The sequence below is a fragment of the Geobacillus thermoleovorans genome, assembly GCF_001610955.1.
Lineage (GTDB): Bacteria > Bacillota > Bacilli > Bacillales > Anoxybacillaceae > Geobacillus > Geobacillus thermoleovorans.
This window is the reverse complement of record NZ_CP014335.1, coordinates 2,194,203-2,214,677: the sequence shown is the minus strand read 5'-3', so window position 1 is coordinate 2,214,677 and position 20,475 is coordinate 2,194,203. Positions and strand designations below refer to the sequence as shown.

Sequence of the window (20,475 nt, the reverse complement as noted above, 5' to 3'; positions counted from 1 at the left end):
CTTTGGGGCCAACCCCGTGTTCGTTTGACACGAGCCGGGTCAAGCGCTGGTGATGAACCGGTAGACGGCGTCATGGACAAGTTCATAGATGTCCGCGTTTGGCTGCCTCTCTTTGGCGGCGGCAATGCGGGTGCAAAGCTCGCGCCAGTCGTCTTCGCCAAGCGGCATCATGTCATCATCATAGCCATAATGCCGCAGGCAGTTGCGCACTTGTTTTTGCAGCCATCGTTCGTCCATCGGCTTCTCACCGCCTTATTGTTTATCCGTTTCCGGCAAAGGGGCGCGGACAACGGATTGGAAGCGGCCTTTGTGCGAACCGTCGCAAAACGGTTTGTTGTTCGACAGCCCGCAACGGCAGAGCGAAAACGTTTGTTTGGTCACAAACGGCTTTCCTTCTCCATCGAGCAGTTCAACATCGCCGGTGACGCGCAGCGAGCCGTTGTCGTTCACTTTGATTTGCACTTTTGCCATCGCTTTTTCCTCCTTGCTTTGTTTTGACAGTTTCTCATGTTGACAGGTAAAATAAATAAAGGAAATCAAAGGGAAAAGGAGCCAGCTATGAGTCTGTACATCACGTTTACGGATGCAGCCAAACGGGCGCTTGCCTCTATTGTAGCGGAATCCGGACGGCAGTTAAAGTTGATGTTTGACACTGACGGCTGCGGCTGTTTGGTCGACGGCGTGCCGGCGCTATGGCTTGTCGACAAAGCCGATGAAGATGATGTCGTCGTCGAGACGAATTTTGCGCCGGTGCTCGTGGAACGGTCGCGTCTCATCTTTTTTGATGAAACGATGACGATTGACGTCAAGCCGGGAACGACCGTTTTTCAGCTCAAAAGCCCAGGGCAAACGTTGAATGGTCATATGCCGTTTGTTGAGGTGAAATCTGGCCATGAACGGTAAGCTAGAGCAGCTCGCAAAGGCGGCGAAGCAAAAAACATGGGTGTCGTTCACCCATGAAAACGATCCGTACAGCTTGCTTCATTGGTCGGTCGCCGGCCCGTATCATGAGGCGAAAGACGTCTGGCTGCTGCAAAACGAAATGACGTTTGAAATGAAAGAGTTTCCGACGCTGGAGGAGGCGATCGCCTGGCTTGGCGAACATATGCCGCACATCACCGAGGTGTTGTAAAGGGGCCGCCCCTAAGCCATTTTCGGCCGGGGGCGCCCCTTTCCATAGTTAGAAGCCGCGTTTTGCGCCGAACGGCGCTTTCCAATGTTATTGCGGACTGTTTTGCCGCTTAGTCGGGTGGATTGCTTTTTCCAATTCTTCTTTTGCGATCACCGGCTTCACCGTATCGGCGGACGGTTTCCCTTTTTGGGCGCGGTTTTTCTCCATCCATACATCTCTCCTTTTTCTTATCGTTTAGTTGTATCGTTTGACAAACGAACGGTCGTTATGCAAAGGGGGGCGGAAATCATGAAGAACCGGGTTGCGCGGAAAAAAGAACAAGAGACGCAGGCAGTGACGCTTGCCGACCGGCTCGGTGCCGAGACGGAAGCGAAACTGCTCGCGAAAAAGCGGGCGCTTGCCGAGGAAGAACAGCGGCGTCTAGCGGCGGAAGAGGCGCGGCGTCGCGAGGAAGAGCGCCGCCGTGAGGAACAGAAATCATTTGCCGAGCTGCTGGAAGAAAGTGAACTCGATTGGCGGAAGTTTAAATAGGGGGAACGTTCAGATGAAACAAAAAATGATGACAGCGGGTATGGCGTCCGCGTCTGTGTTCATGGTGGCTGCGGTCGTGATCTTGGCCGCCAACTTGCGCGCACCGCTCACAATGGTCGGGCCGCTTGTTCCTGAATTGCAGCGGGAGCTTGGCCTCTCCCACGCAGCCGCTGGGGCGTTGACGACGATTCCGCTTTTGGCGTTTGCCTTCTTGGCTCCTGTGGCGGCCGCGTTCGCCCGGCGGTTCGGAATAGAGCGGACGCTGTTCGGTTCGCTTGTTGTTTTGCTTGCCGGCGAACTCATTCGCCCGCTTTCGGGAGAGTTTTCCCTATTTCTCGGCACGGCGCTGATTGGAGCCGCCATCGCGGTCGACAACGTTCTCATGCCGGCGCTGATCAAAGACATGTTTTCTGAACGGGTCGGCTTGATGATGGGCGTTTATACCGTAACGATGAACATGAGCGCCGCCTTCGCTTCCGGGTTCGCCGTTCCGCTTGCCGACGGGTGGGGGATCGGCTGGCAAGGGGCGTTTCGCTTTTGGGCGCTGGTTGCCGCGTTGTCGCTTGTCGTTTGGCTGCCGCAAGCTTGGCGCCAGAAGTCAAGCGGCGTCCCGGCGGGAAGCCGGCGCTCTTCGCTTTGGCGATCGGCGCTTGCCTGGCAAGTGACGCTGTTTATGGGGCTGCAATCCTTGTTCTTTTATTGCATCGTCACGTGGCTGCCGGAGCTTGGCCAAAGCAAGGGCTTGGCGGCCGATACAGCCGGATGGCTGCTCTTTTTCTTCCAGTTTGCCCAGTTGCCGATGATGTTCGTCTCTCCGATGCTCGCGGAGCGGATGGACAATCAAAAAGTGCTGATCGGCTCGGCGGTGTTGCTCATGGCTTTTGGAACGATCGCCTTTTTGGCTGGCCAAGGTTGGCTGCTTTGGGTTGGGGCGCTTTTCGCCGGCATCGGCGCCGGCATGGCGTTTTCGCTGGCGATGATGCTGTTTACTTTGCGCACGCGCCGTCCGCTGGAAGCCGCCCAGCTGTCGGCCATGGCCCAATCGGTCGGCTACTTGCTGGCTGCTGCCGGACCGCCTCTGTTTGGCGTATTGTACGATGCGGCCAGACGGTTTACCGCCCCGCTTGGCATGTTGTTGGCCGTCTGTGCGGCCATGATGGCGTTCGGCTTAGGGGCAGCGAGGAATCAGTATGTGGAAGAGGATTGATCGGTTTTTGTGAAGTGACCGGCCCATTTGGAAAAAAGAGCCCGTAACGGACATTGGCAGCCGTTGGGCTCTTTTGGTTTGTTTTTTCGTTTTGCCTCTTGTCAGCGCCATGGCCGCCGGCAAGTTCAGTGACACACATAGGCAGGGAATAGAGGCTGCGGCCTGCGGTTGTTGCTGGCCATAGGCGTCGGAATGAAGCACGATGGCGATTCCTGCGCTTATCGGTGCGCCTCATACACCGAGCGTTTTGTCGTTTGTTTCAGCCATTCGTATTCGTCGGCATCAAGCGGCGGGGCGGAAGCGGCGGCGATGTTTTCTTCAAGCTGCCGAAGCCGGCTTGCGCCCGGAATGACGGCAGCAACGACCGGGTCATACAGGCAAAATTGCAGCGCGGTCGCGGTCAATGAACGGCGCCCGGCCGTTTTTTCCTTCAGCTTCGGGATGAGCGCCTGCAGTTCTTTGTAGGAATAATCGAGGTAGCCGTGTTCTTTCACCGCGCTGCTCGCTTGTTCAAGCGGGCGGCTCGTGAGCAAGCCTCTAGCGACCGGACCGCGGGCGATCACGCTGATGTGATGTTCGCGAAGAAGCGGGAACCATTCTTCCGGCCGCCGGTCAAGCAAGCTGTATTGCATCATGACGCTGACGATGTTCGAGCGCTTCACATATTCGCGAATGACGTTTGGGCGGATCGAGGAGATGCCGTACCAACGGATGACGCCTTCTTGCTTCAGCTCTTCGAACGCTTCAATCGTCTCATCGATCGGGTCGTCGATCGTGCCGCCGTGGAGCTGGTATAAGTCAATGTAGTCCGTTTGCAGGCGGCGCAGGCTCTCTTTGACCGCTTGTTTGATATAGGCTTTTGACGGATCCCAGTCCCAGCCGCTTCCGTCTCGGCGCCAACGGTTGCCGACTTTTGTCGCGATGATGACTTGGTCGCGTTTTCCTTTCACCGCTTTGCCGACAAATTCCTCGTTTAAGCCGCGGTCGTATAAATCGGCTGTATCCAAGTAGTTGATGCCGCGCTCCAATGCTTCATGGATGAGATAGATGGCATGGTTTTCATCAGTGCCGAGCGACATGCAGCCGAGTCCAATTTCGCTGACGTATAAGTCTGATGTGCCGATGCGGCGTTTGTTCATCTTTTGCGCCCCCTTTCGCGATCGATGATGATATGTTCATTGTACAACGGAAGCGAAAAAATGGCCAAACATGTAGTACAATGGAAAAGAGTCCATCAATCGATAGGGGAGAAGAAGAATGGAGAAGTTGTATGAAAAAACCGTCCGCAAAGAGAAATTGTTCAGCGGCCGCATCATTGACTTGTATATCGAGGAAGTCGAGCTGCCAAATGGGAAAACGAGCCAGCGCGAGGTGATCAAACATCCGGGGGCGGTGGCGGTGCTGCCGCTGTTGCCGGACGGGAAAATCGTTCTTGTCCGCCAGTACCGAAAAGCGCTGGAGCGCGCATTAGTCGAGATTCCGGCGGGCAAGCTAGAACATGGGGAAGAGCCGCTCTCTTCCGCACACCGCGAGCTCGAAGAAGAAACCGGCTACCGCGCCCAATCGATGCGCCATCTCATTTCCTTTTATACATCCCCAGGGTTTGCCGATGAACTCATCCATTTGTATGTCGCCGAGGGGCTGGAAAAAGCGGAGGACGGCGCCGGTTTGGATGAAGATGAGTTTGTCGAGCTGTTGGAAGTTACATTGGAGGAGGCGCTTGAGATGCTTCAACAACGCGACATTTACGATGCGAAAACGGCATACGCCTTGCAATATTTGCAGCTGCGCCGCGCGCTAGGGGAGCAAAATGCCGAATAAAAAAAACGAGCGCGGCCTCGGCTGTTATTACGCTGATTTACATATTCACATCGGCCGCACCGCCTCGGGCCGCCCGGTGAAAATTACTGGGGCGCGGACGTTGACGCTTGAGAACATCTTGCATGAGGCGGCTGAGGTGAAAGGGATCGACCTCGTCGGCGTCATTGACAGCCATGTGCCCGAAGTGCTGGACGAGCTCGAGCGGGCAATGGAGAAGCACGGTTGGCGCGAACATGAGGGGGGCGGCGTCAGCGCCGGGAAAGTGACGCTTTTGTTAGGCAGTGAAATCGAAGTATATGACGACCATTGCCATGGACCGATCCACGTGCTCGTTTTTTTGCCGACTGTGCAGACGATGCGCACGTTTTCCGGCTGGCTTGGCAAACGGGTAAAGAACATGTCGCTCAGTTCACAGCGCATTTACGCCTCCGGCCGCGAGCTGCAAGCTGCCGCGAAAGAGCAGGGCGGCTGGTTCATTCCCGCGCACGCGTTCACCCCGTTTAAAAGCTTGTACGGAAAAGGGGTCAAGCACAGCCTGACAGAAGTGTTTGACCCGGATTGGATTGATGCCATTGAACTTGGGTTAAGCGCCGACACGGCGATGGCGGACCAGATCGCCGAATTGCATCGCTACCCGTACTTGACGAATTCCGATGCCCATTCGCTGCGGAAAATCGCCCGCGAATATGAAGAAGTGCGGCTCGCCGCCCCGACGTTTGCTGAATTGGAAAAAGCGCTGCGCGGTGAAGACGGGCGCGCGATTGTCGCCAACTACGGTTTAAATCCCAAACTCGGAAAATATCACCAGACAGTGTGCGAGCGCTGCCTTGCGCCGGTTGCACCGGACGTCGACCGCTGTGCGGCATGCGGCCATCATCGCTTCGTGAAAGGCGTGTTTGACCGGCTTGCGGAGCTGAAAACGGCGGAACGCGGGCCGAAACGGCCGCCGTACATTTATCAAGTGCCGCTTGAATTCATCCCCGGCCTTGGTTCAAAAGCGTATGAAAAGCTGCTCGCCCGTTTTGGCACGGAAATGAGCGTTCTTCATGAGGCGGCGGAGGAAGAGATCGCGGAGACGGTGGGAGAAAAGTTGGCCCAACTGATCGTCCTTGCCCGCAGCGGTGCGCTCCATATCGAGGCCGGGGGCGGTGGGAGGTACGGGAAAGTGCGGGAGGGGTAACCACTCGGGCAGCGCTCCTGCCGTTCATCATCATGCCGTGCGTGCTGCTTGGCCCAGCCATGCGCCAATGGACCGAGGCGGCGTGCCGCCCGTGGAGTTGGTCACACGTCGGTGTTGAGCTGCTTTTTTATTACATCACCAGCCTTTTAGAAAAACAGTCATACCGAAAGCGGATGGACATACAATCTACTAAGAGACAAAGTAGGAGGACGAAGCACAATGAGAACCCATCCGCTGAAATCGGCTATCGCTGTTCATTGGCGTGAACATGCTTCGCTGTACGTGTTTGTCATCGTCCTGTTTCTCATGGGCGTCATTTTCGGCGCCATTGTCGTCAACAGCCTCGGTTTCAGTCAAAAGCAAGACTTGTACTATTACTTGACGCAATTTTTTGGACAAGTGTCAAAAGACAATATCGCAAGCGCCCATGATATGTTCCGGCAAAGCTATATGCACAACGTCAAATATACCGCGCTGATGTGGGTGCTTGGCATTTCTGTCATTGGCTTGCCGATCATTCTTGTTTTGCTGTTTTTCAAAGGCGTCGTTGTCGGCTTTACGGTTGGCTTTTTAGTCAACCAAATGGGTTGGCGCGGGTTTCTTTTGTCGTTTGTGTCCATCATGCCGCAAAATTTGGTGGCCATTCCACTCATGATCGTCATGGGCGTCATTTCGATTTCGTTTTCCTTGCACATGGTGCGCAACCAGTTTATGAAGCGGCCGCATGGATCGATGTTTCCGATGGTGATGCGCTACGCAGCGGCGATGGCGGCTGTCGCCCTTGGGCTGCTTCTTTCCTCAGCGGTCGAGGCATATCTTTCGCCGGCATTGATGAAACAGGCGGTTCAATGGACAATGAGTTTAATCATAATGAATATTATATAATAACCATTATCATTTCTTCATAATAGTGATTTTACTTTGATACTTCCCTCGTGCATTTGTTATAATGATGGGTGAATGGCGAGGGAGGAATGAAAAGATGGAAGATCGTGTGGAACGAATCAAGAAGCAGCTGCATTCGGCGGGTTACAAGTTAACGCCGCAGCGGGAAGCGACGGTAAGAGTCCTGCTTGAACATGAAGAAGACCATTTAAGCGCGGAAGACGTCTACCTCCTCGTGAAAGAAAAATCCCCAGAAATCGGGTTGGCGACCGTTTATCGGACGCTCGAGCTGTTAACCGAGCTGAAAATTGTCGATAAAATCAATTTCGGGGACGGGGTGTCGCGCTATGACCTCCGCAAGGAAGGAGCGGCCCATTTTCATCACCACCTCATCTGCTTAGAATGCGGGTCGGTGGCGGAAATTCAAGAAGATTTGCTTGAGGATGTCGAAGCGATTGTTGAGGAGAAGTGGAAATTTAAAATTAAAGACCATCGTTTGACGTTCCACGGCATTTGTCACCGTTGCCAGCAAAAGCATGAAGAAAAATAAAACCTTTTCCAACGGGAAAGGTTTTTTGCGTATAAACAACGAAACAAATGGCATATCCTCATACTAGCAAGCTGACAAGCAGCTGATAGGGAGGATGCCATGAAAACCGTTTGGCAAATGGTGAAAGTGTTTCTTTTATTTACGGGATGCACCATTTTATTTTATTATAGTCTTGTATGGTTTAACCGCGAGTACGAGTATTACCACCGATACGATGAGCCGAAGGGATCGGCGGTCAAAGTATCGGCGGCGGAGAGTGCGCCGCCAAGTTGGCTCGACCGGCTGTTATTTTTTTATCGCGATGGGGAGTAGAGAGCGTTGGAATACGAGTTGAAAGATTTTCTGCATTATTTGACGGTGGAGCGGAATTTGGCGCACAATACGATCGTTTCATATGAACGCGATTTGAAAAAATACGTCCGCTATTTGCGCCAAGTCGAGCAGCTTCAGGCGTGGGGCGAAGTGGAGCGCCTCCATATTCTCCATTTTTTAAAGTTTTTAAGCGAACAAGGGCAATCGGCGCGGACGATCGCCCGCCATTTGGCGTCGATCCGTTCGTTTCATCAGTTTTTGCTAAGGGAGAAAATCGCGGCGCAAGACCCGACCGTCCATATCGAAACGCCGCAGTTTGAACGGACGCTGCCGAAAGTGCTGTCGGTCGAGGAAGTCGAGGCGCTGCTTGCAGCGCCGCAAGTGAGCACACCGTTTGGGCTGCGCGACAAGGCGATGCTGGAGCTGTTGTATGCGACCGGCATGCGCGTCAGTGAGCTTGTGCAGCTCAACTTAAGCGACGTGCATTTGACGATGGGGTTTGTCCGCTGCTATGGAAAAGGGCGGAAAGAGCGGATCGTGCCGATCGGGCGCATGGCGATTGAAGCGCTTGCCCACTATTTGGAGCGAGGGCGCCCGCAGCTTGTCAATCCGCGACGACGGGCAACGGAGGCGCTGTTTTTGAACCATTATGGCCAGCGGTTGACACGGCAAGGGTTTTGGAAAATTTTAAAGCGGCTCGCGAAAGAAGCCGGCATCGAAAAAGAATTGACGCCGCATACGCTTCGGCATTCGTTTGCGACGCATCTGCTTGAGAACGGAGCCGATTTGCGCGCTGTGCAAGAGTTGCTTGGGCATGCCGACATTTCGACGACGCAAATGTATACGCATGTTACGAAAACGCGCCTAAAAGACGTGTACAAACAGTACCACCCGCGCGCCTAGCAGCTGCCGTATGCTAGGCGCTTGCCTGTCGTTTTAGTTGTCAGACTTCTGACCAATTGGCCATAGGCGTGTTTTCGCGAAAATACGGGAACGATAGAAAGAGACTCCATTTTTCATTGCAGGCAGGGGGAATGAATGTGAAAACGACATACCGGCGCGTTTTTTTGATTGTGATGGATTCAGTCGGCATCGGCGAGGCGCCGGATGCCGAGAAATACAACGACAAAGGAGCGGATACGCTCGGCCATATCGCTGAGTATCGCGGCGGCCTCTATATGCCGAACATGGCGAAGCTCGGCCTAAGCCATATTCGTGAGATCAAAGGGGTGCCGAAAGTCGAGCGACCGCTCGCGTACTATACAAAAATGAAGGAAGCATCGGCTGGAAAAGATACGATGACAGGCCATTGGGAGCTGATGGGCCTTCGCATCGACAAGCCGTTCCGCGTCTTTCCGAACGGGTTCCCAGATGAATTGATCGCTGAGCTCGAGCGGCGCACCGGCCGGAACGTGATCGGCAACAAACCGGCGAGCGGAACAGCGATCATCGAAGAGCTTGGCGAAGAGCATATGAAAACAGGGGCGATCATCGTCTATACATCAGCCGACTCCGTCTTGCAAATCGCCGCCCATGAACAAGTTGTGCCGCTTGATGAATTGTACCGCATTTGCGAAATCGCTCGTGAATTGACGCGCGACGAGCCGTATATGGTCGGGCGCGTCATTGCCCGACCGTTCATCGGCAAACCCGGCCATTTTGAGCGAACCGCCAACCGGCACGACTATGCGCTTAAGCCGTTTGGCAAAACGGTGATGAATGAATTGAAAGACGCCGGTTATGAAGTGATTGCCATCGGGAAGATCGCCGATATTTACGACAATGAAGGAGTTACCCAGTCGTTGCGAACGACATCCAATATGGACGGAATGGATAAGCTCGTCGACACGCTCGGCATGGACTTTACCGGGTTGAGTTTCGTCAATCTCGTCGATTTTGACGCTAAATACGGCCATCGCCGCGACCCAAAAGGTTACGGCGATGCGCTCGAAGAGTTTGACGCCCGGCTTGCCGATGTGTTGCCGCGCTTGACAGCGGACGACTTGCTTATCATCACCGCTGACCACGGCAACGACCCGATTCACCACGGAACTGACCATACGCGCGAATATGTGCCGCTTCTTGTGTACAGCCCGCGATTTCGCGGCGGCAAGCCGCTCCCAGTCCGCGAGACGTTTGCCGATGTCGGCGCAACGATTGCGGATAACTTCCAAGTCAACCGGCCGCCGTACGGAACAAGCTTTTTGGCTGATTTGGCCTAACTTCATAAAGAACGATGAGGGGGAAAAGAATGGATCGACAAGCGATTGAAAAAACCGCCGGTCATTTGCGCCCATTGATGCCAACTCCGCCTGAAATCGGTCTCATTCTCGGCTCGGGGCTCGGCGTGCTCGCTGATGAAATCGAAGAGGCGGTTCGCATTCCGTATGAAGATATTCCCGGATTTCCAGTGTCGACCGTTGAAGGACACGCTGGACGGCTCGTATATGGGCGGCTTGAGGGGGCGACCGTTGTCGCCATGCAAGGGCGGTTTCATTATTATGAAGGGTATTCGCTTCAGGAAGTGACGTTTCCCGTCCGGGTGATGAAGGCGCTTGGCGTCCGCGAATTGATCGTGACAAACGCTGCGGGCGGCATCAACGAACGGTTCCAGCCCGGCGATTTCATGATCATTTCCGACCATATCAACTTGCTGGGCACAAATCCGCTCATTGGTCCGAACGATCCGGAGCTTGGTCCGCGCTTTCCGGACATGACGGAAGCGTACAGCCGGCGGCTGCGCGAGCTCGCCAAGGAAACGGCGGCGAGACTTGGCGTTCGCGTGCATGAAGGAGTATATGTCGCCAATACGGGGCCGTCGTACGAAACGCCGGCGGAAATCCGCATGATTCGTACGCTCGGCGGCGATGCGGTCGGCATGTCGACCGTCCCGGAAGTGATCGTCGCCCGCCACGGCGGCATTGAGGTGCTCGGCATTTCGTGCATTTCGAATATGGCTGCAGGGATGTCGGATGCTCCGCTTCACCACGACGAAGTGGTTGAAACGGCCGAGCGGGTGAAGACGGACTTTTTGCGGTTTGTGAAAGCGATTGTCGCCGAAATGGCGAAATCAAAACGAAAAAGGTGATCGCGATGCGAATGGTCGATTTGATTGCGAAAAAGCGCGACGGAAAGGCGCTGACGAAGGAAGAAATTGAGTGGATCGTCCAAGGGTATACAAACGGGGACATTCCCGATTACCAAATGAGCGCGCTCGCGATGGCGATTTATTTCCGCGGCATGACCGAGGAAGAAACGGCCGCGCTGACGATGGCGATGGTGCACTCCGGCGAAATGCTCGATTTGTCGAGTATTCGCGGCGTGAAAGTCGATAAACATTCGACCGGCGGGGTCGGCGATACGACGACGCTCGTTTTAGGGCCGCTTGTCGCTTCTGTCGGCGTGCCGGTGGCGAAAATGTCTGGGCGCGGCCTCGGCCATACGGGCGGCACGATCGACAAACTCGAGTCCGTGCCCGGGTTTCATGTCGAGATCAGCAAAGACGAGTTCATTCGACTCGTGAATGAAAACGGAATCGCCATTATCGGCCAAACGGGCGATTTGACACCGGCTGACAAAAAGCTATATGCGCTTCGCGATGTGACGGCGACCGTCAACAGCATTCCGCTCATCGCCTCGTCGATCATGAGCAAAAAAATCGCCGCTGGGGCTGATGCCATCGTCTTGGATGTGAAAACGGGCGCCGGAGCGTTTATGAAGGAACTTGACGAGGCGCGCCGGCTCGCTCGAGCGATGGTCGACATTGGCAAGCGCGTCGGCCGCCGGACGATGGCGGTCATTTCTGACATGAGCCAGCCGCTCGGCTATGCCGTCGGCAACGCCTTGGAAGTGAAAGAGGCCATCGAAACGTTAAAAGGAGACGGGCCGCACGATTTAACCGAACTTTGTTTGACGCTCGGCAGCCATATGGTCTATTTGGCGGAGAAGGCGCCATCGCTTGATGAGGCGCGCCGTTTGCTTGAAGAGGCGATTCGCAGCGGGGCCGCCATCGCGGCGTTCAAAACGTTTTTGGCCGCTCAAGGTGGAGATGCATCGGTCGTTGACGATCTGGATAAATTGCCAAAGGCGGCCTATACGTCGACCGTCACGGCGGCTGCCGACGGCTATGTCGCCGAGATGGCCGCCGATGACATCGGCACGGCCGCCATGTGGCTCGGCGCCGGCCGGGCGAAAAAAGAAGACGTGATCGATTTGGCGGTCGGCATTGTGCTCCATAAAAAAATCGGCGATCGCGTGCAGAAAGGGGAAGCGCTCGCCACGATTCACAGCAACCGGCCAGATGTGCTTGACGTGAAAGAAAAGATCGAGGCGGCTGTTCGTCTGTCGCCGCAGCCGGTTGCTCGGCCGCCGCTCATTTATGAGACCATCGTATAGAGAGGGACGCTGGCGATCCGCAAGGAAAAAAGCGGTTGTTCAAGAAGAAGACGCCTGAAACGCGTGTTTCGGGCGTTTTTTTGTTTTTTGGAAAATGAGTTGTTTTTTTGTATAAAAATATCTCGCCTGGAAAAAATGGCATGTATAAAGAATGGAGGTTTGGGAGATGAAAACGAAAGTCACTCGTCTTCTTTTATTGCCGTTTCTTCTTTTTCTTCCTCTTTCTGCCCATGCCGAGGCGAAAGAGATGAAGGAAGCGAAAGTGAAGCTGGCCGATGAGGCGAAATCAGCCATTTTGATTGAACGCGACACCGGCAAAGTATTGTATGAAAAAAATGCCCATGAACCATTGCCGCCGGCGAGCATGACGAAAATTATGACGATGCTGCTAGTCATGGAAGCCATCGATGAAGGAAAGCTGTCCTACGATGAAAAAGTGCGGGCGAGCGAATACGCCGCGTCAATGGGTGGATCGCAAATTTTCCTCGAGCCGGGCGAGGAAATGACCGTCGATGAGCTGCTGCGCGGCATTGCCATCGGTTCGGCCAACGACGCGTCGGTCGCTATGGCTGAGCAGATCGCCGGGTCGGAAGAAGCATTTGTCGAGATGATGAATGAAAAAGCGAAACAGCTCGGCTTAAAAAACACTCATTTCGCCAATGCGACCGGCCTGCCGGCGGAACATCACTACAGCAGCGCTTATGATATGGCCATGATGGCGCGCGAACTGTTGAAATATGAAGATATTACGAAATATACGAGCAAGTACGAAGACTATTTGCGCGAAAATACGGACAAAAAGTTTTGGCTCGTCAATACGAACCGGCTTGTCAAATTTTATCCGGGCGTTGACGGCCTGAAAACCGGATATACAGCCGAAGCGAAATATTGTTTGACCGCCACGGCGAAAAAGAACGGCATGCGCGTCATCGCTGTTGTGTTTGGAGCACCGACGCCGAAATCGCGCAATGCGCAAATTACGAAGATGCTCGATTACGCGTTTTCCCAATATCGAACTCACCCGGTGTACAAACGGAATGAAACAGTCGCCCGCGTCAACATAAGCAAAGGCAAACGGTCATCCGTCGAAGCGGTGACGTCGGAGCCGGTGTCGGTGCTGACGAAAAAAGGGCAGTCGGTCGAGCAGATCGAAAAAGTGATCAAAGTGAAAGACAATGTGAAAGCACCCGTTCGCAAAGGCGATGAGCTTGGCGTCCTCATTTTAAAACAGGATGGAAAAGAAATTTTGCACAGCCCGATCGTCGCCAAGCAAACGGTCGAAGAAGCGAGCTTTTGGGACTTGTTTAAGCGGGTGTTTGGCCGCTTCGTGCAAGCGGGATAATGTCAAGTTTTGCGGTCTTTTCGCTCTCTTTGGCGAACGACCACTAGTTTTGTCGGGCGGCAGGATTTCGGGCGGACAGCAGCGAAATGTCTCCATATCCTGAAATGAACAAGGGGGAACACGCTGTGAGTCTCGCGATCGACTTGGAAGTGAAGCAAGACGTGCTCATCGTTCGCCTGTCTGGGGAGCTTGACCATCATACAGCCGAACAATTGCGTGAACAAGTGACGGATGTGCTCGAAAACCGAGCGGTCCGCCACATCGTGCTCAATTTAGGACAATTGACGTTCATGGACAGCTCTGGCCTCGGCGTCATTCTCGGACGCTATAAACAAATCAAAAACGTCGGCGGGCAGATGGTTGTATGCGCCGTATCGCCGGCCGTCAAACGGCTGTTTGACATGTCGGGTCTGTTTAAAATCATCCGCGTTGAGGCGGATGAGCAATTCGCCTTGCAAGCATTGGGGGTGGCGTAAATGCGCAACGAAATGCACCTCCAATTTTCTGCCCGCAGCGAAAATGAATCGTTCGCCCGTGTGACCGTGGCGGCGTTCGTCGCCCAGCTTGACCCGACGATGGACGAACTGACGGAAATTAAAACGGTTGTCTCTGAGGCGGTGACAAACGCGATCATTCACGGCTACAACAACGATCCGAACGGCATCGTCTCCATTTCCGTCATCATTGAAGACGGTGTCGTCCATTTGACGGTGAGAGACGAAGGAGTCGGCATTCCTGACATCGAAGAAGCGCGCCAGCCGTTGTTTACGACAAAGCCCGAGCTCGAGCGGTCAGGGATGGGCTTTACCATTATGGAAAACTTCATGGACGAAGTCATCGTCGAATCGGAAGTGAATAAAGGGACGACTGTGTATTTGAAAAAGCATATTGCGAAAAGCAAAGCGTTATGTAACTGAGGGAGACATGCCTATGGATGTCGATGTCAAGCAAGATCAGTCGCCAATCAAAGATCAGGAGATGAAAGAGCTGATCCGCCGCAGCCAAGAAGGCGATCAAGAAGCGCGTGATGAAATTATTGAAAAAAACATGCGCCTCGTCTGGTCGGTCGTTCAACGTTTTTTAAACCGCGGCTATGAAGCGGACGACTTGTTTCAAATCGGCTGCATCGGCTTGTTAAAGTCGGTCGACAAGTTTGACCTGTCGTATGACGTCAAGTTTTCGACGTACGCCGTGCCGATGATCATTGGGGAGATTCAGCGGTTTCTTCGCGACGACGGCACCGTCAAAGTGAGCCGTTCGCTGAAAGAGATGGGCAACAAAATCCGCAAGGCGAAAGATGAGCTGTCGAAAACGCGCGGGCGGGCGCCGACGGTTACGGAAATCGCCGACCATTTAGGCATTTCCCCTGAGGAAGTCGTTCTCGCTCAAGAGGCGGTCCGCTCGCCGACATCGATTCACAAAACGGTGTACGAAAACGACGGCGATCCGATTACGTTGCTTGATCAAATCGCTGACGCCGACGAAGCGTCATGGTTTGACAAAATCGCCTTAAAAAAAGCGATCGAAGAACTCGACGAGCGTGAGAGGCTGATCGTCTATTTGCGCTATTACAAAGACCAAACCCAGTCCGAAGTGGCATCGAGGCTCGGCATCTCTCAAGTGCAAGTATCCCGGCTGGAAAAGAAAATATTGCAGCACATAAAGGACAAAATGGACGGATAGCCCATTTTGTCCGCACGGAGTGGGCAACAAAATGGACGGATAGTCCATTTTGTCCGCACGGAGTGAGCAACAAAATGGACGGATAGTCCATTTTGTCCGCACAGAGTGGGCAACAAAATGGACGGATAGTCCATTTTGTCCGCACAGGTGTGTTCAAAATGGACGGATGTCAATTCATCGGCGGTGAACCATGAATCGCATCCGTCTTTTGGTCTGTAAGCGCATCTTGGAACGCTTTTTCCATAGCAAGCAACAAAAGTCTAAAAAAGAATGGGCATTTTTTGCCCATTCTTTTCTATTTTTATGAAATCGATGGTGAACGCCGACAGGCCGCATGATCGGTGTTTTTGCCAACCAAACTAAAGAAAAACAAAATGGGGACAAAGGTGTGAAGCAAATGGCCAACACCGTATTTATCAAGCCGCGCCATCGCGTGCAAGTCAAGCCGGGGGCGGTGGTGACGCTCGGGCAGGCGGCCCAAATCGCTGCGCCGGATGGCGGGCTCATTCGGCGGTTGAAGACGATTCCGCTCTATCGCATCCAGCCCAGCGATAAAAATATCGTCATCATCGATATGATGCAAATGATCCGGGCTGTGTTTGATGTGGATTCCTCGCTTGATGTGCAGATGATCGGCCCATCGCAGACGATCATTGAAGTCGTCTATGAAAAACGGAAGGTTTCGACCGCTTCCTTCGTTCTCGTTTGGCTTCTTTTGTTCGTCGGTTCGGCGATGGCGATCATGAACTTTCACGAGGACGTCAGCATGCAACGGGTGCATCGCCATCTGTACGAGATGGTGACCGGCCAGGCGGTCGATAAACCGCTGCTTTTGCAAATTCCATATTCGCTTGGGCTCGGCATCGGGATGATTTTATTTTTCAACCATTGGTTCCGCAAACGAATCAACGAGGAGCCCAGCCCTCTTGAAGTCGAAATGTTCAACTACCAGCAATCGATCGATCAGTACGTCATTTTGCATGAAAACAAAGAAAGCTTGAGGCCTCTTGACGACGCTTGAGATTTTGCTGGTAGTGTTCGTCGGCTTCGCCGGAGGGTTGGCGGTCGGAACCGGATTTGTCGCTTTTTTGGTCGTGCTTGGCGTCATCCCGCGCCTGACGCAGCTGACGAAAACGCCAAAACGCATTCACGCCTATGAATGGGGGGCTGTAGCCGGCGCCATCGTTGGCGGTTGGATGAGTTTGCGCCATTCTGTTTGGCATTTATCCAAATATTGGCTAGCGCCGATCGGATTGTTTCATGGTGTGTTTATCGGAATGCTCGCTGCCGCTTTAACAGAGGTGTTGAACGTTTGGCCGATTTTAGCGAAGCGGATCGGCGTCGATGATAAAATCGTCATTTTACTTATGGCCATCGCCTTTGGCAAAGTGGCCGGTTCGTTGTTTCATTGGCTTTATTTTGTCGATCACTTTCGCTGACAAAGGGGGAAGGAAACGTGGGATTAAAGTCCGATTATGTCCGCGAGGTGAAGGCGTTTCAGCCTTCTCCCCCATACGCCGCCAATGCGGTAAAAGCGTTTCTTGTCGGCGGGGCGCTTTGTGCGTTGGCGCAATGGCTCGTTGATTGGTATGGCGGCACGTTTGCCGCTTCGCCGCTCGAGGCTCATCTGTGGGCGTCTATGGTGATGGCCGGATTGGCGATTGTGCTGACGGCCGTCGGGAAATATGATGATTTCAGCCAATTTGCCGGTGCGGGGGCGACGATGCTCATTACAGGGCTGGCCAATGCGATCGCGAGCGCTGCCATCGAACATCGCAGCGAAGGATGGACGGCCGGGGTGGCCGGGCAGATGTTGAAAGCCGGTGGGGCAGCGGTCATTTATGGTCTGATTGCCGCCTATGTGCTTGGCCTTGTTTGGCCGTGACGAAAAGAGGGATTGGCCATGAAACGTGTCGGAAAGCAGACATGGGTGTTTGACGATGGTGTTTACATCCAAGCGGCCGCTGCCGCAGTCGGGCCGCTTGAAGCCGACGGGCCGCTCGGAAGTTATTTTGATGTTTGTCATCGCGACTTATATTGCGGCGAAGCGACGTGGGAGCTGGCCGAGCGGAGGCTGATGCGGGAGGCGGTGGACTGCTGCTTGCAAAAGGCGGGCGTCTCTGCCGAAGAAGTCGATCTATTTTTGGCCGGTGATTTGTTAAACCAAAATGCGACATCGAACTATGTCGCCCGCGAGCTGCCGATTCCGTTTTTATGCTTGTTCGGCGCCTGTTCGACCTCGATGCAAACGTTGGCGGCAGCCGCTGCGTTTGTCGCTGGTGGATTGGCTGATCGGGCGCTTGCGGCGACAAGCAGTCATAACGCGACGGCCGAACGGCAGTTTCGCTACCCGACTGAACTGGGGGTGCAAAAGCCGAAAACGGCGACGTTCACCGTCACGGGCGCCGGCGCCGCGCTCGTTGGCCGCGCGCCGGGACGTTGGCGCGTCCGGGCGGCGACGATCGGCAAAGTCGTTGACGCCGGGCTGAAAAACCCACTCGACATGGGGGCGGCGATGGCCCCGGCGGCGGCCGATACGATCGAGCAGCATTTCCGTGACTTAGGCGTCTCGCCGGGCGATTACGATTTGATTGTCACCGGCGACTTGTCGCGCGTCGGCAGCGTCATCGTCCGCGAGTTGCTTGCTGAATCAGGCTACGATGTGACCGACGTTTACAACGATTGCGGGCTGATGATTTACCGGCCAGATCAAAAGGTGTTCGCCGGCGGCAGCGGCTGCGCCTGCTCGGCGGTCGTCACGTACGGGTATTTGCTTCAAGAGCTCGCCCGCGGAACGTTTCGACGCCTGTTTGTCGTCGCTACCGGGGCGCTCTTGAGTCAAACGATGGTGCAGCAAAAACAGTCGATCCCAGCGATCGCTCACGGCGTCGTCATCGAAGCGGCTGGACAGGAGCCGGATTTGCCGCCGTAGGACGTCTTTTATTTGGGAACGATCAGGAGGGAATGTGATATGGAATACGTCCGTGCCTTTCTCGCCGGCGGGCTGCTGTGCGCCATCGTTCAGCTCATCATCGACCGCGGCAAATGGACGCCGGCTGGCGTCGCCGGTTCGCTTGTCGTCTTTGGCGTACTCCTTGGCTTTGGCGGCGTCTATGATCCATTCGTCGCTTGGGCTGGCGCCGGGGCGACGATGCCGCTATGCGGATTTGGGTATTGGTTGGCGAAAGGGGCCATGGCAGAACCGCGGCCGGAGGGATTTGTCGAAACCGGAGCAGCGGTGTTCCGATTTGCCGGCGCCTTGTTCGCTTTTATCGTGGCTGGCTCTTTTGCCGCGGCGCTCACTTGCAAACCGAAAGGGTAGAGATGATGGAAAAACGACGAGTCATTTTAGTAACGGATGGGGACGAGTTCGCCTGCCGGGCGATTGAGCGGGTTGCCGCCGAGATCGGCGGCCGTTGCATTTCTCGCTCGCAAGGCAATCCGACGAAACTGAGCGGTGAACAGTTGGTCGAACTCATTTTGCAAACGCCGCACGATCCAGTGTTTGTCATGTTTGACGATTGCGGCGCCCTCGGGGAGGGGGCCGGAGAGCAGGCGCTTCGCTATGTGGCGACGCATGAGCAAATCCAAGTGCTCGGGGCGCTGGCGGTTGCCTCCAATACGCACCAGCATGAATGGACAAAAGTGCATGTGAGCATCGACCGTGACGGCGTGATGACCGAATATGGGGTCGATAAAGAAGGCGTCCGGGACCTCGAGATCGGGCGGATCAATGGCGATACCGTCTACTGCCTTGACCGGCTGAACATTCCGCTCATCGTCGGCATCGGCGACATCGGCAAAATGGGATATCGAGACCATGCGAAATACGGAGCGCCGATTACGCGCAAGGCGGTCGAGTTGATTCTCGAAAGGAGTGGTGGCCATGCCGGAAAAAGAAAAGAAACCGAAAGCGCCGATCGCGAAGCGGCTCGTTGACAACGCGAAGTTTTTGCAACAGCGGATCGGCGTCGGGACAAGCTTTGATTTAGGCGTGCGGAAAATCTATGTCCTAAACCGGGAAGTACATATTTACTACTGCAACGGTTTATGCGACACGCAATACATTATCGAATTGTTAAAACAAATTGTGCGCGTCAACGATGATGAACGCCAGGCGTCCCAAGCGTGGCAGATCATCGAAAATCGACTCGTTCATCAGCAAGTCAGTCCGGTGACGAGCCTCGACGAAGCGGTTGACAAGCTGCTGTCGGGCTTGATCATCGTCTTGATTGAAGGCGAATCGACCGGATTTGCTGTCGACGTCCGCAGCTATCCGGGTCGGCAGCCGCAAGAGCCGGATACGGAAAAAGTTGTGCGCGGCGCCCGCGACGGCTACGTCGAGAACATCATTGTCAACACGGCGCTCACCCGCCGCCGCATCCGCGACGAGCGGCTGCGCTTTGAAATTTTGCAAGTCGGCGAGCGGTCAAAAACGGACGTATGCATCGCCTATATTAAAGACGTCGCTGACCCGGGGCTTGTTGAACTCGTCAAGAAAGAGTTGCAGCAAATCAACGTCGATGGACTGACGATGGGCGACAAAACAGTCGAAGAGTTTTTAGTCAAGCAAGGATACAACCCGTACCCGCTCGTCCGTTATACCGAGAGGCCGGATGTAGCAGCGACGCACCTGCTTGAAGGGCACGTGCTCATTATGGTTGATACATCGCCAAGCGTCATCATCACGCCGACAACATTTTTCCACCACGTCCAGCATGCCGAGGAATACCGGCAGTCGCCAGGGGTCGGGACGTTTGTGCGCTGGGTGCGGTTTTTAGGCATTTTGACGTCGTTGTTTTTGCTGCCGCTGTGGGTGCTGTTCGTCCTTGAACCGTCGTTGCTGCCCGAATCGTGGGCGTTTATTGGGCCGAACAAACAAACGAACATCCCGATCATTGTGCAAATTTTGCTCGCTGATTTTGGGATTGAGTTTTTGCGGATGGCAGCCATTCATACCCCGACGCCGCTATCAACCGCGATGGGTTTGATTGCCGCCGTCTTGATCGGACAAATCGCCATCGATGTCGGGCTGTTTGTGCCGGAAGTGATCTTGTACATTTCGGTGGCGGCGATCGGTTCATTTGCGACGCCAAGCTATGAGTTGAGCGTGGCGAATAAGATTTCTCGATTGGCATTGGTCATTCTTGTCGCCTTGTTTAAAGTGCCCGGGCTCGTCATTGGCACGACCGTTTATTTGCTTTGGCTCGCCAGCATCCGCTCGCTTAATACGCCGTACTTATGGCCGTTCATCCCGTTCGATCCAGCGGCATTTATGCAAATTGTCGTCCGCCGTTCGGTTGCCGGAGCGAGAGTGCGCCCGAGCATCGTTCACCCGCAAGACCGGCAAAAACAGCCGTCATGACGCGAACGATCCATTTGGAAGCGGCCGTCTCCACCTATTGGCGGCCGCTTTTTTCGTTTTAGCGCTATTGCA

Annotated in this window: 27 protein-coding genes; 24 read left to right on the top strand and 3 right to left on the bottom strand. The window is 54.5% G+C overall.

Features of this window, described 5'->3' with window-relative positions:
• Window positions 1-39: 39 nt before the first annotated feature.
• Both GT3570_RS11095 and GT3570_RS11090 read right to left on the bottom strand, forming a co-directional pair.
• A complete protein-coding gene (locus GT3570_RS11095; protein WP_011231810.1) occupies window positions 40-237 on the bottom strand; it encodes a YqzH family protein in 198 nt (65 codons plus the stop codon).
• Between the two features lie 15 nt (window positions 238-252).
• Window positions 253-471 (bottom strand): CDGSH iron-sulfur domain-containing protein, encoded by a 219-nt coding sequence (locus GT3570_RS11090; RefSeq protein ID WP_011231809.1) that lies wholly within the window; start codon window positions 469-471, stop codon window positions 253-255.
• An 87-nt stretch (window positions 472-558) separates the two neighbouring features.
• On the opposite strand from GT3570_RS11090, the gene GT3570_RS11085 reads away from it, so the two are divergent.
• From GT3570_RS11085 to GT3570_RS11070, 4 genes are all read left to right on the top strand, one after another.
• Complete coding sequence (locus GT3570_RS11085; protein WP_011231808.1) at window positions 559-903, top strand: iron-sulfur cluster biosynthesis family protein; 345 nt, start codon at window positions 559-561, stop codon at window positions 901-903.
• Window positions 893-1,132: a YqkC family protein gene (locus GT3570_RS11080; RefSeq protein ID WP_011231807.1), complete on the top strand. Its 240-nt coding sequence runs from the start codon at window positions 893-895 to the stop codon at window positions 1,130-1,132. Before GT3570_RS11085 ends, GT3570_RS11080 begins: the two co-directional genes overlap by 11 nt.
• 288 nt (window positions 1,133-1,420) lie before the next feature.
• On the top strand, window positions 1,421-1,663 hold the full coding sequence (locus tag GT3570_RS11075) for a YqkE family protein (RefSeq protein ID WP_011231805.1): 243 nt from the start codon (window positions 1,421-1,423) through the stop codon (window positions 1,661-1,663).
• A gap of 13 nt (window positions 1,664-1,676) precedes the next feature.
• The gene (locus GT3570_RS11070) at window positions 1,677-2,870 is read left to right on the top strand and encodes a CynX/NimT family MFS transporter (protein ID WP_062898757.1); all 1,194 of its coding nucleotides are present in this window, start codon (window positions 1,677-1,679) and stop codon (window positions 2,868-2,870) included.
• A 218-nt stretch (window positions 2,871-3,088) separates the two neighbouring features.
• Here GT3570_RS11070 and GT3570_RS11065 read toward each other — a convergent pair whose 3' ends face one another.
• Window positions 3,089-4,009, bottom strand: a complete 921-nt coding sequence (locus GT3570_RS11065) for an aldo/keto reductase (RefSeq protein ID WP_014196270.1) — start codon at window positions 4,007-4,009, stop codon at window positions 3,089-3,091.
• A 118-nt stretch (window positions 4,010-4,127) separates the two neighbouring features.
• Between GT3570_RS11065 and GT3570_RS11060 the strand changes: the two genes are divergently transcribed.
• From GT3570_RS11060 to GT3570_RS10965, 20 genes are all read left to right on the top strand, one after another.
• Window positions 4,128-4,691: an NUDIX domain-containing protein gene (locus GT3570_RS11060; protein WP_021322465.1), complete on the top strand. Its 564-nt coding sequence runs from the start codon at window positions 4,128-4,130 to the stop codon at window positions 4,689-4,691.
• The gene (locus GT3570_RS11055; RefSeq protein WP_014196268.1) at window positions 4,681-5,871 is read left to right on the top strand and encodes an endonuclease Q family protein; all 1,191 of its coding nucleotides are present in this window, start codon (window positions 4,681-4,683) and stop codon (window positions 5,869-5,871) included. The genes GT3570_RS11060 and GT3570_RS11055 overlap by 11 nt, the downstream gene beginning before the upstream one ends.
• A gap of 219 nt (window positions 5,872-6,090) precedes the next feature.
• Window positions 6,091-6,756 carry a stage II sporulation protein M gene (gene spoIIM / locus GT3570_RS11050; protein ID WP_013144830.1) on the top strand — a complete coding sequence of 222 codons (666 nt, stop codon included), beginning with the start codon at window positions 6,091-6,093 and terminating at the stop codon, window positions 6,754-6,756.
• A gap of 97 nt (window positions 6,757-6,853) precedes the next feature.
• Window positions 6,854-7,306: a ferric iron uptake transcriptional regulator gene (fur, locus tag GT3570_RS11045; RefSeq protein WP_011231799.1), complete on the top strand. Its 453-nt coding sequence runs from the start codon at window positions 6,854-6,856 to the stop codon at window positions 7,304-7,306.
• A 99-nt stretch (window positions 7,307-7,405) separates the two neighbouring features.
• Window positions 7,406-7,618: a YqzK family protein gene (locus GT3570_RS11040; protein WP_011231798.1), complete on the top strand. Its 213-nt coding sequence runs from the start codon at window positions 7,406-7,408 to the stop codon at window positions 7,616-7,618.
• Between the two features lie 6 nt (window positions 7,619-7,624).
• The gene (gene xerD / locus GT3570_RS11035) at window positions 7,625-8,521 is read left to right on the top strand and encodes a site-specific tyrosine recombinase XerD (RefSeq protein ID WP_011231797.1); all 897 of its coding nucleotides are present in this window, start codon (window positions 7,625-7,627) and stop codon (window positions 8,519-8,521) included.
• 131 nt (window positions 8,522-8,652) lie between these two features.
• Window positions 8,653-9,840: a phosphopentomutase gene (deoB, locus tag GT3570_RS11030; protein ID WP_020278266.1), complete on the top strand. Its 1,188-nt coding sequence runs from the start codon at window positions 8,653-8,655 to the stop codon at window positions 9,838-9,840.
• 29 nt (window positions 9,841-9,869) lie between these two features.
• Complete coding sequence (locus GT3570_RS11025) at window positions 9,870-10,706, top strand: purine-nucleoside phosphorylase (RefSeq protein ID WP_011231795.1); 837 nt, start codon at window positions 9,870-9,872, stop codon at window positions 10,704-10,706.
• A 5-nt stretch (window positions 10,707-10,711) separates the two neighbouring features.
• On the top strand, window positions 10,712-12,013 hold the full coding sequence (locus tag GT3570_RS11020; RefSeq protein WP_014196266.1) for a pyrimidine-nucleoside phosphorylase: 1,302 nt from the start codon (window positions 10,712-10,714) through the stop codon (window positions 12,011-12,013).
• Between the two features lie 166 nt (window positions 12,014-12,179).
• Entirely contained in the window at window positions 12,180-13,355 is a 1,176-nt protein-coding gene (locus GT3570_RS11015) for a D-alanyl-D-alanine carboxypeptidase family protein (RefSeq protein ID WP_011231793.1), read from the top strand.
• Between the two features lie 125 nt (window positions 13,356-13,480).
• A complete protein-coding gene (gene spoIIAA, locus GT3570_RS11010) occupies window positions 13,481-13,831 on the top strand; it encodes an anti-sigma F factor antagonist (protein ID WP_014196264.1) in 351 nt (116 codons plus the stop codon).
• On the top strand, window positions 13,832-14,272 hold the full coding sequence (gene spoIIAB / locus GT3570_RS11005; RefSeq protein ID WP_011231791.1) for an anti-sigma F factor: 441 nt from the start codon (window positions 13,832-13,834) through the stop codon (window positions 14,270-14,272).
• A gap of 13 nt (window positions 14,273-14,285) precedes the next feature.
• On the top strand, window positions 14,286-15,038 hold the full coding sequence (sigF, locus tag GT3570_RS11000) for an RNA polymerase sporulation sigma factor SigF (RefSeq protein ID WP_062898756.1): 753 nt from the start codon (window positions 14,286-14,288) through the stop codon (window positions 15,036-15,038).
• Between the two features lie 397 nt (window positions 15,039-15,435).
• Complete coding sequence (locus GT3570_RS10995) at window positions 15,436-16,059, top strand: stage V sporulation protein AA (protein ID WP_011231789.1); 624 nt, start codon at window positions 15,436-15,438, stop codon at window positions 16,057-16,059.
• The gene (locus GT3570_RS10990; protein WP_011231788.1) at window positions 16,046-16,477 is read left to right on the top strand and encodes a stage V sporulation protein AB; all 432 of its coding nucleotides are present in this window, start codon (window positions 16,046-16,048) and stop codon (window positions 16,475-16,477) included. The genes GT3570_RS10995 and GT3570_RS10990 overlap by 14 nt, the downstream gene beginning before the upstream one ends.
• A gap of 17 nt (window positions 16,478-16,494) precedes the next feature.
• On the top strand, window positions 16,495-16,923 hold the full coding sequence (locus GT3570_RS10985) for a SpoVA/SpoVAEb family sporulation membrane protein (RefSeq protein WP_011231787.1): 429 nt from the start codon (window positions 16,495-16,497) through the stop codon (window positions 16,921-16,923).
• Window positions 16,924-16,941: 18 nt separating this feature from the next.
• Window positions 16,942-17,970 (top strand): stage V sporulation protein AD, encoded by a 1,029-nt coding sequence (gene spoVAD / locus GT3570_RS10980; protein ID WP_011231786.1) that lies wholly within the window; start codon window positions 16,942-16,944, stop codon window positions 17,968-17,970.
• 39 nt (window positions 17,971-18,009) lie between these two features.
• A complete protein-coding gene (locus GT3570_RS10975) occupies window positions 18,010-18,360 on the top strand; it encodes a SpoVA/SpoVAEb family sporulation membrane protein (protein WP_012820684.1) in 351 nt (116 codons plus the stop codon).
• Between the two features lie 5 nt (window positions 18,361-18,365).
• Window positions 18,366-18,977 carry a stage V sporulation protein SpoVABEA gene (locus GT3570_RS10970; RefSeq protein ID WP_020278271.1) on the top strand — a complete coding sequence of 204 codons (612 nt, stop codon included), beginning with the start codon at window positions 18,366-18,368 and terminating at the stop codon, window positions 18,975-18,977.
• Complete coding sequence (locus GT3570_RS10965) at window positions 18,925-20,403, top strand: spore germination protein (RefSeq protein ID WP_011231783.1); 1,479 nt, start codon at window positions 18,925-18,927, stop codon at window positions 20,401-20,403. Before GT3570_RS10970 ends, GT3570_RS10965 begins: the two co-directional genes overlap by 53 nt.
• Window positions 20,404-20,475: the final 72 nt, after the last annotated feature.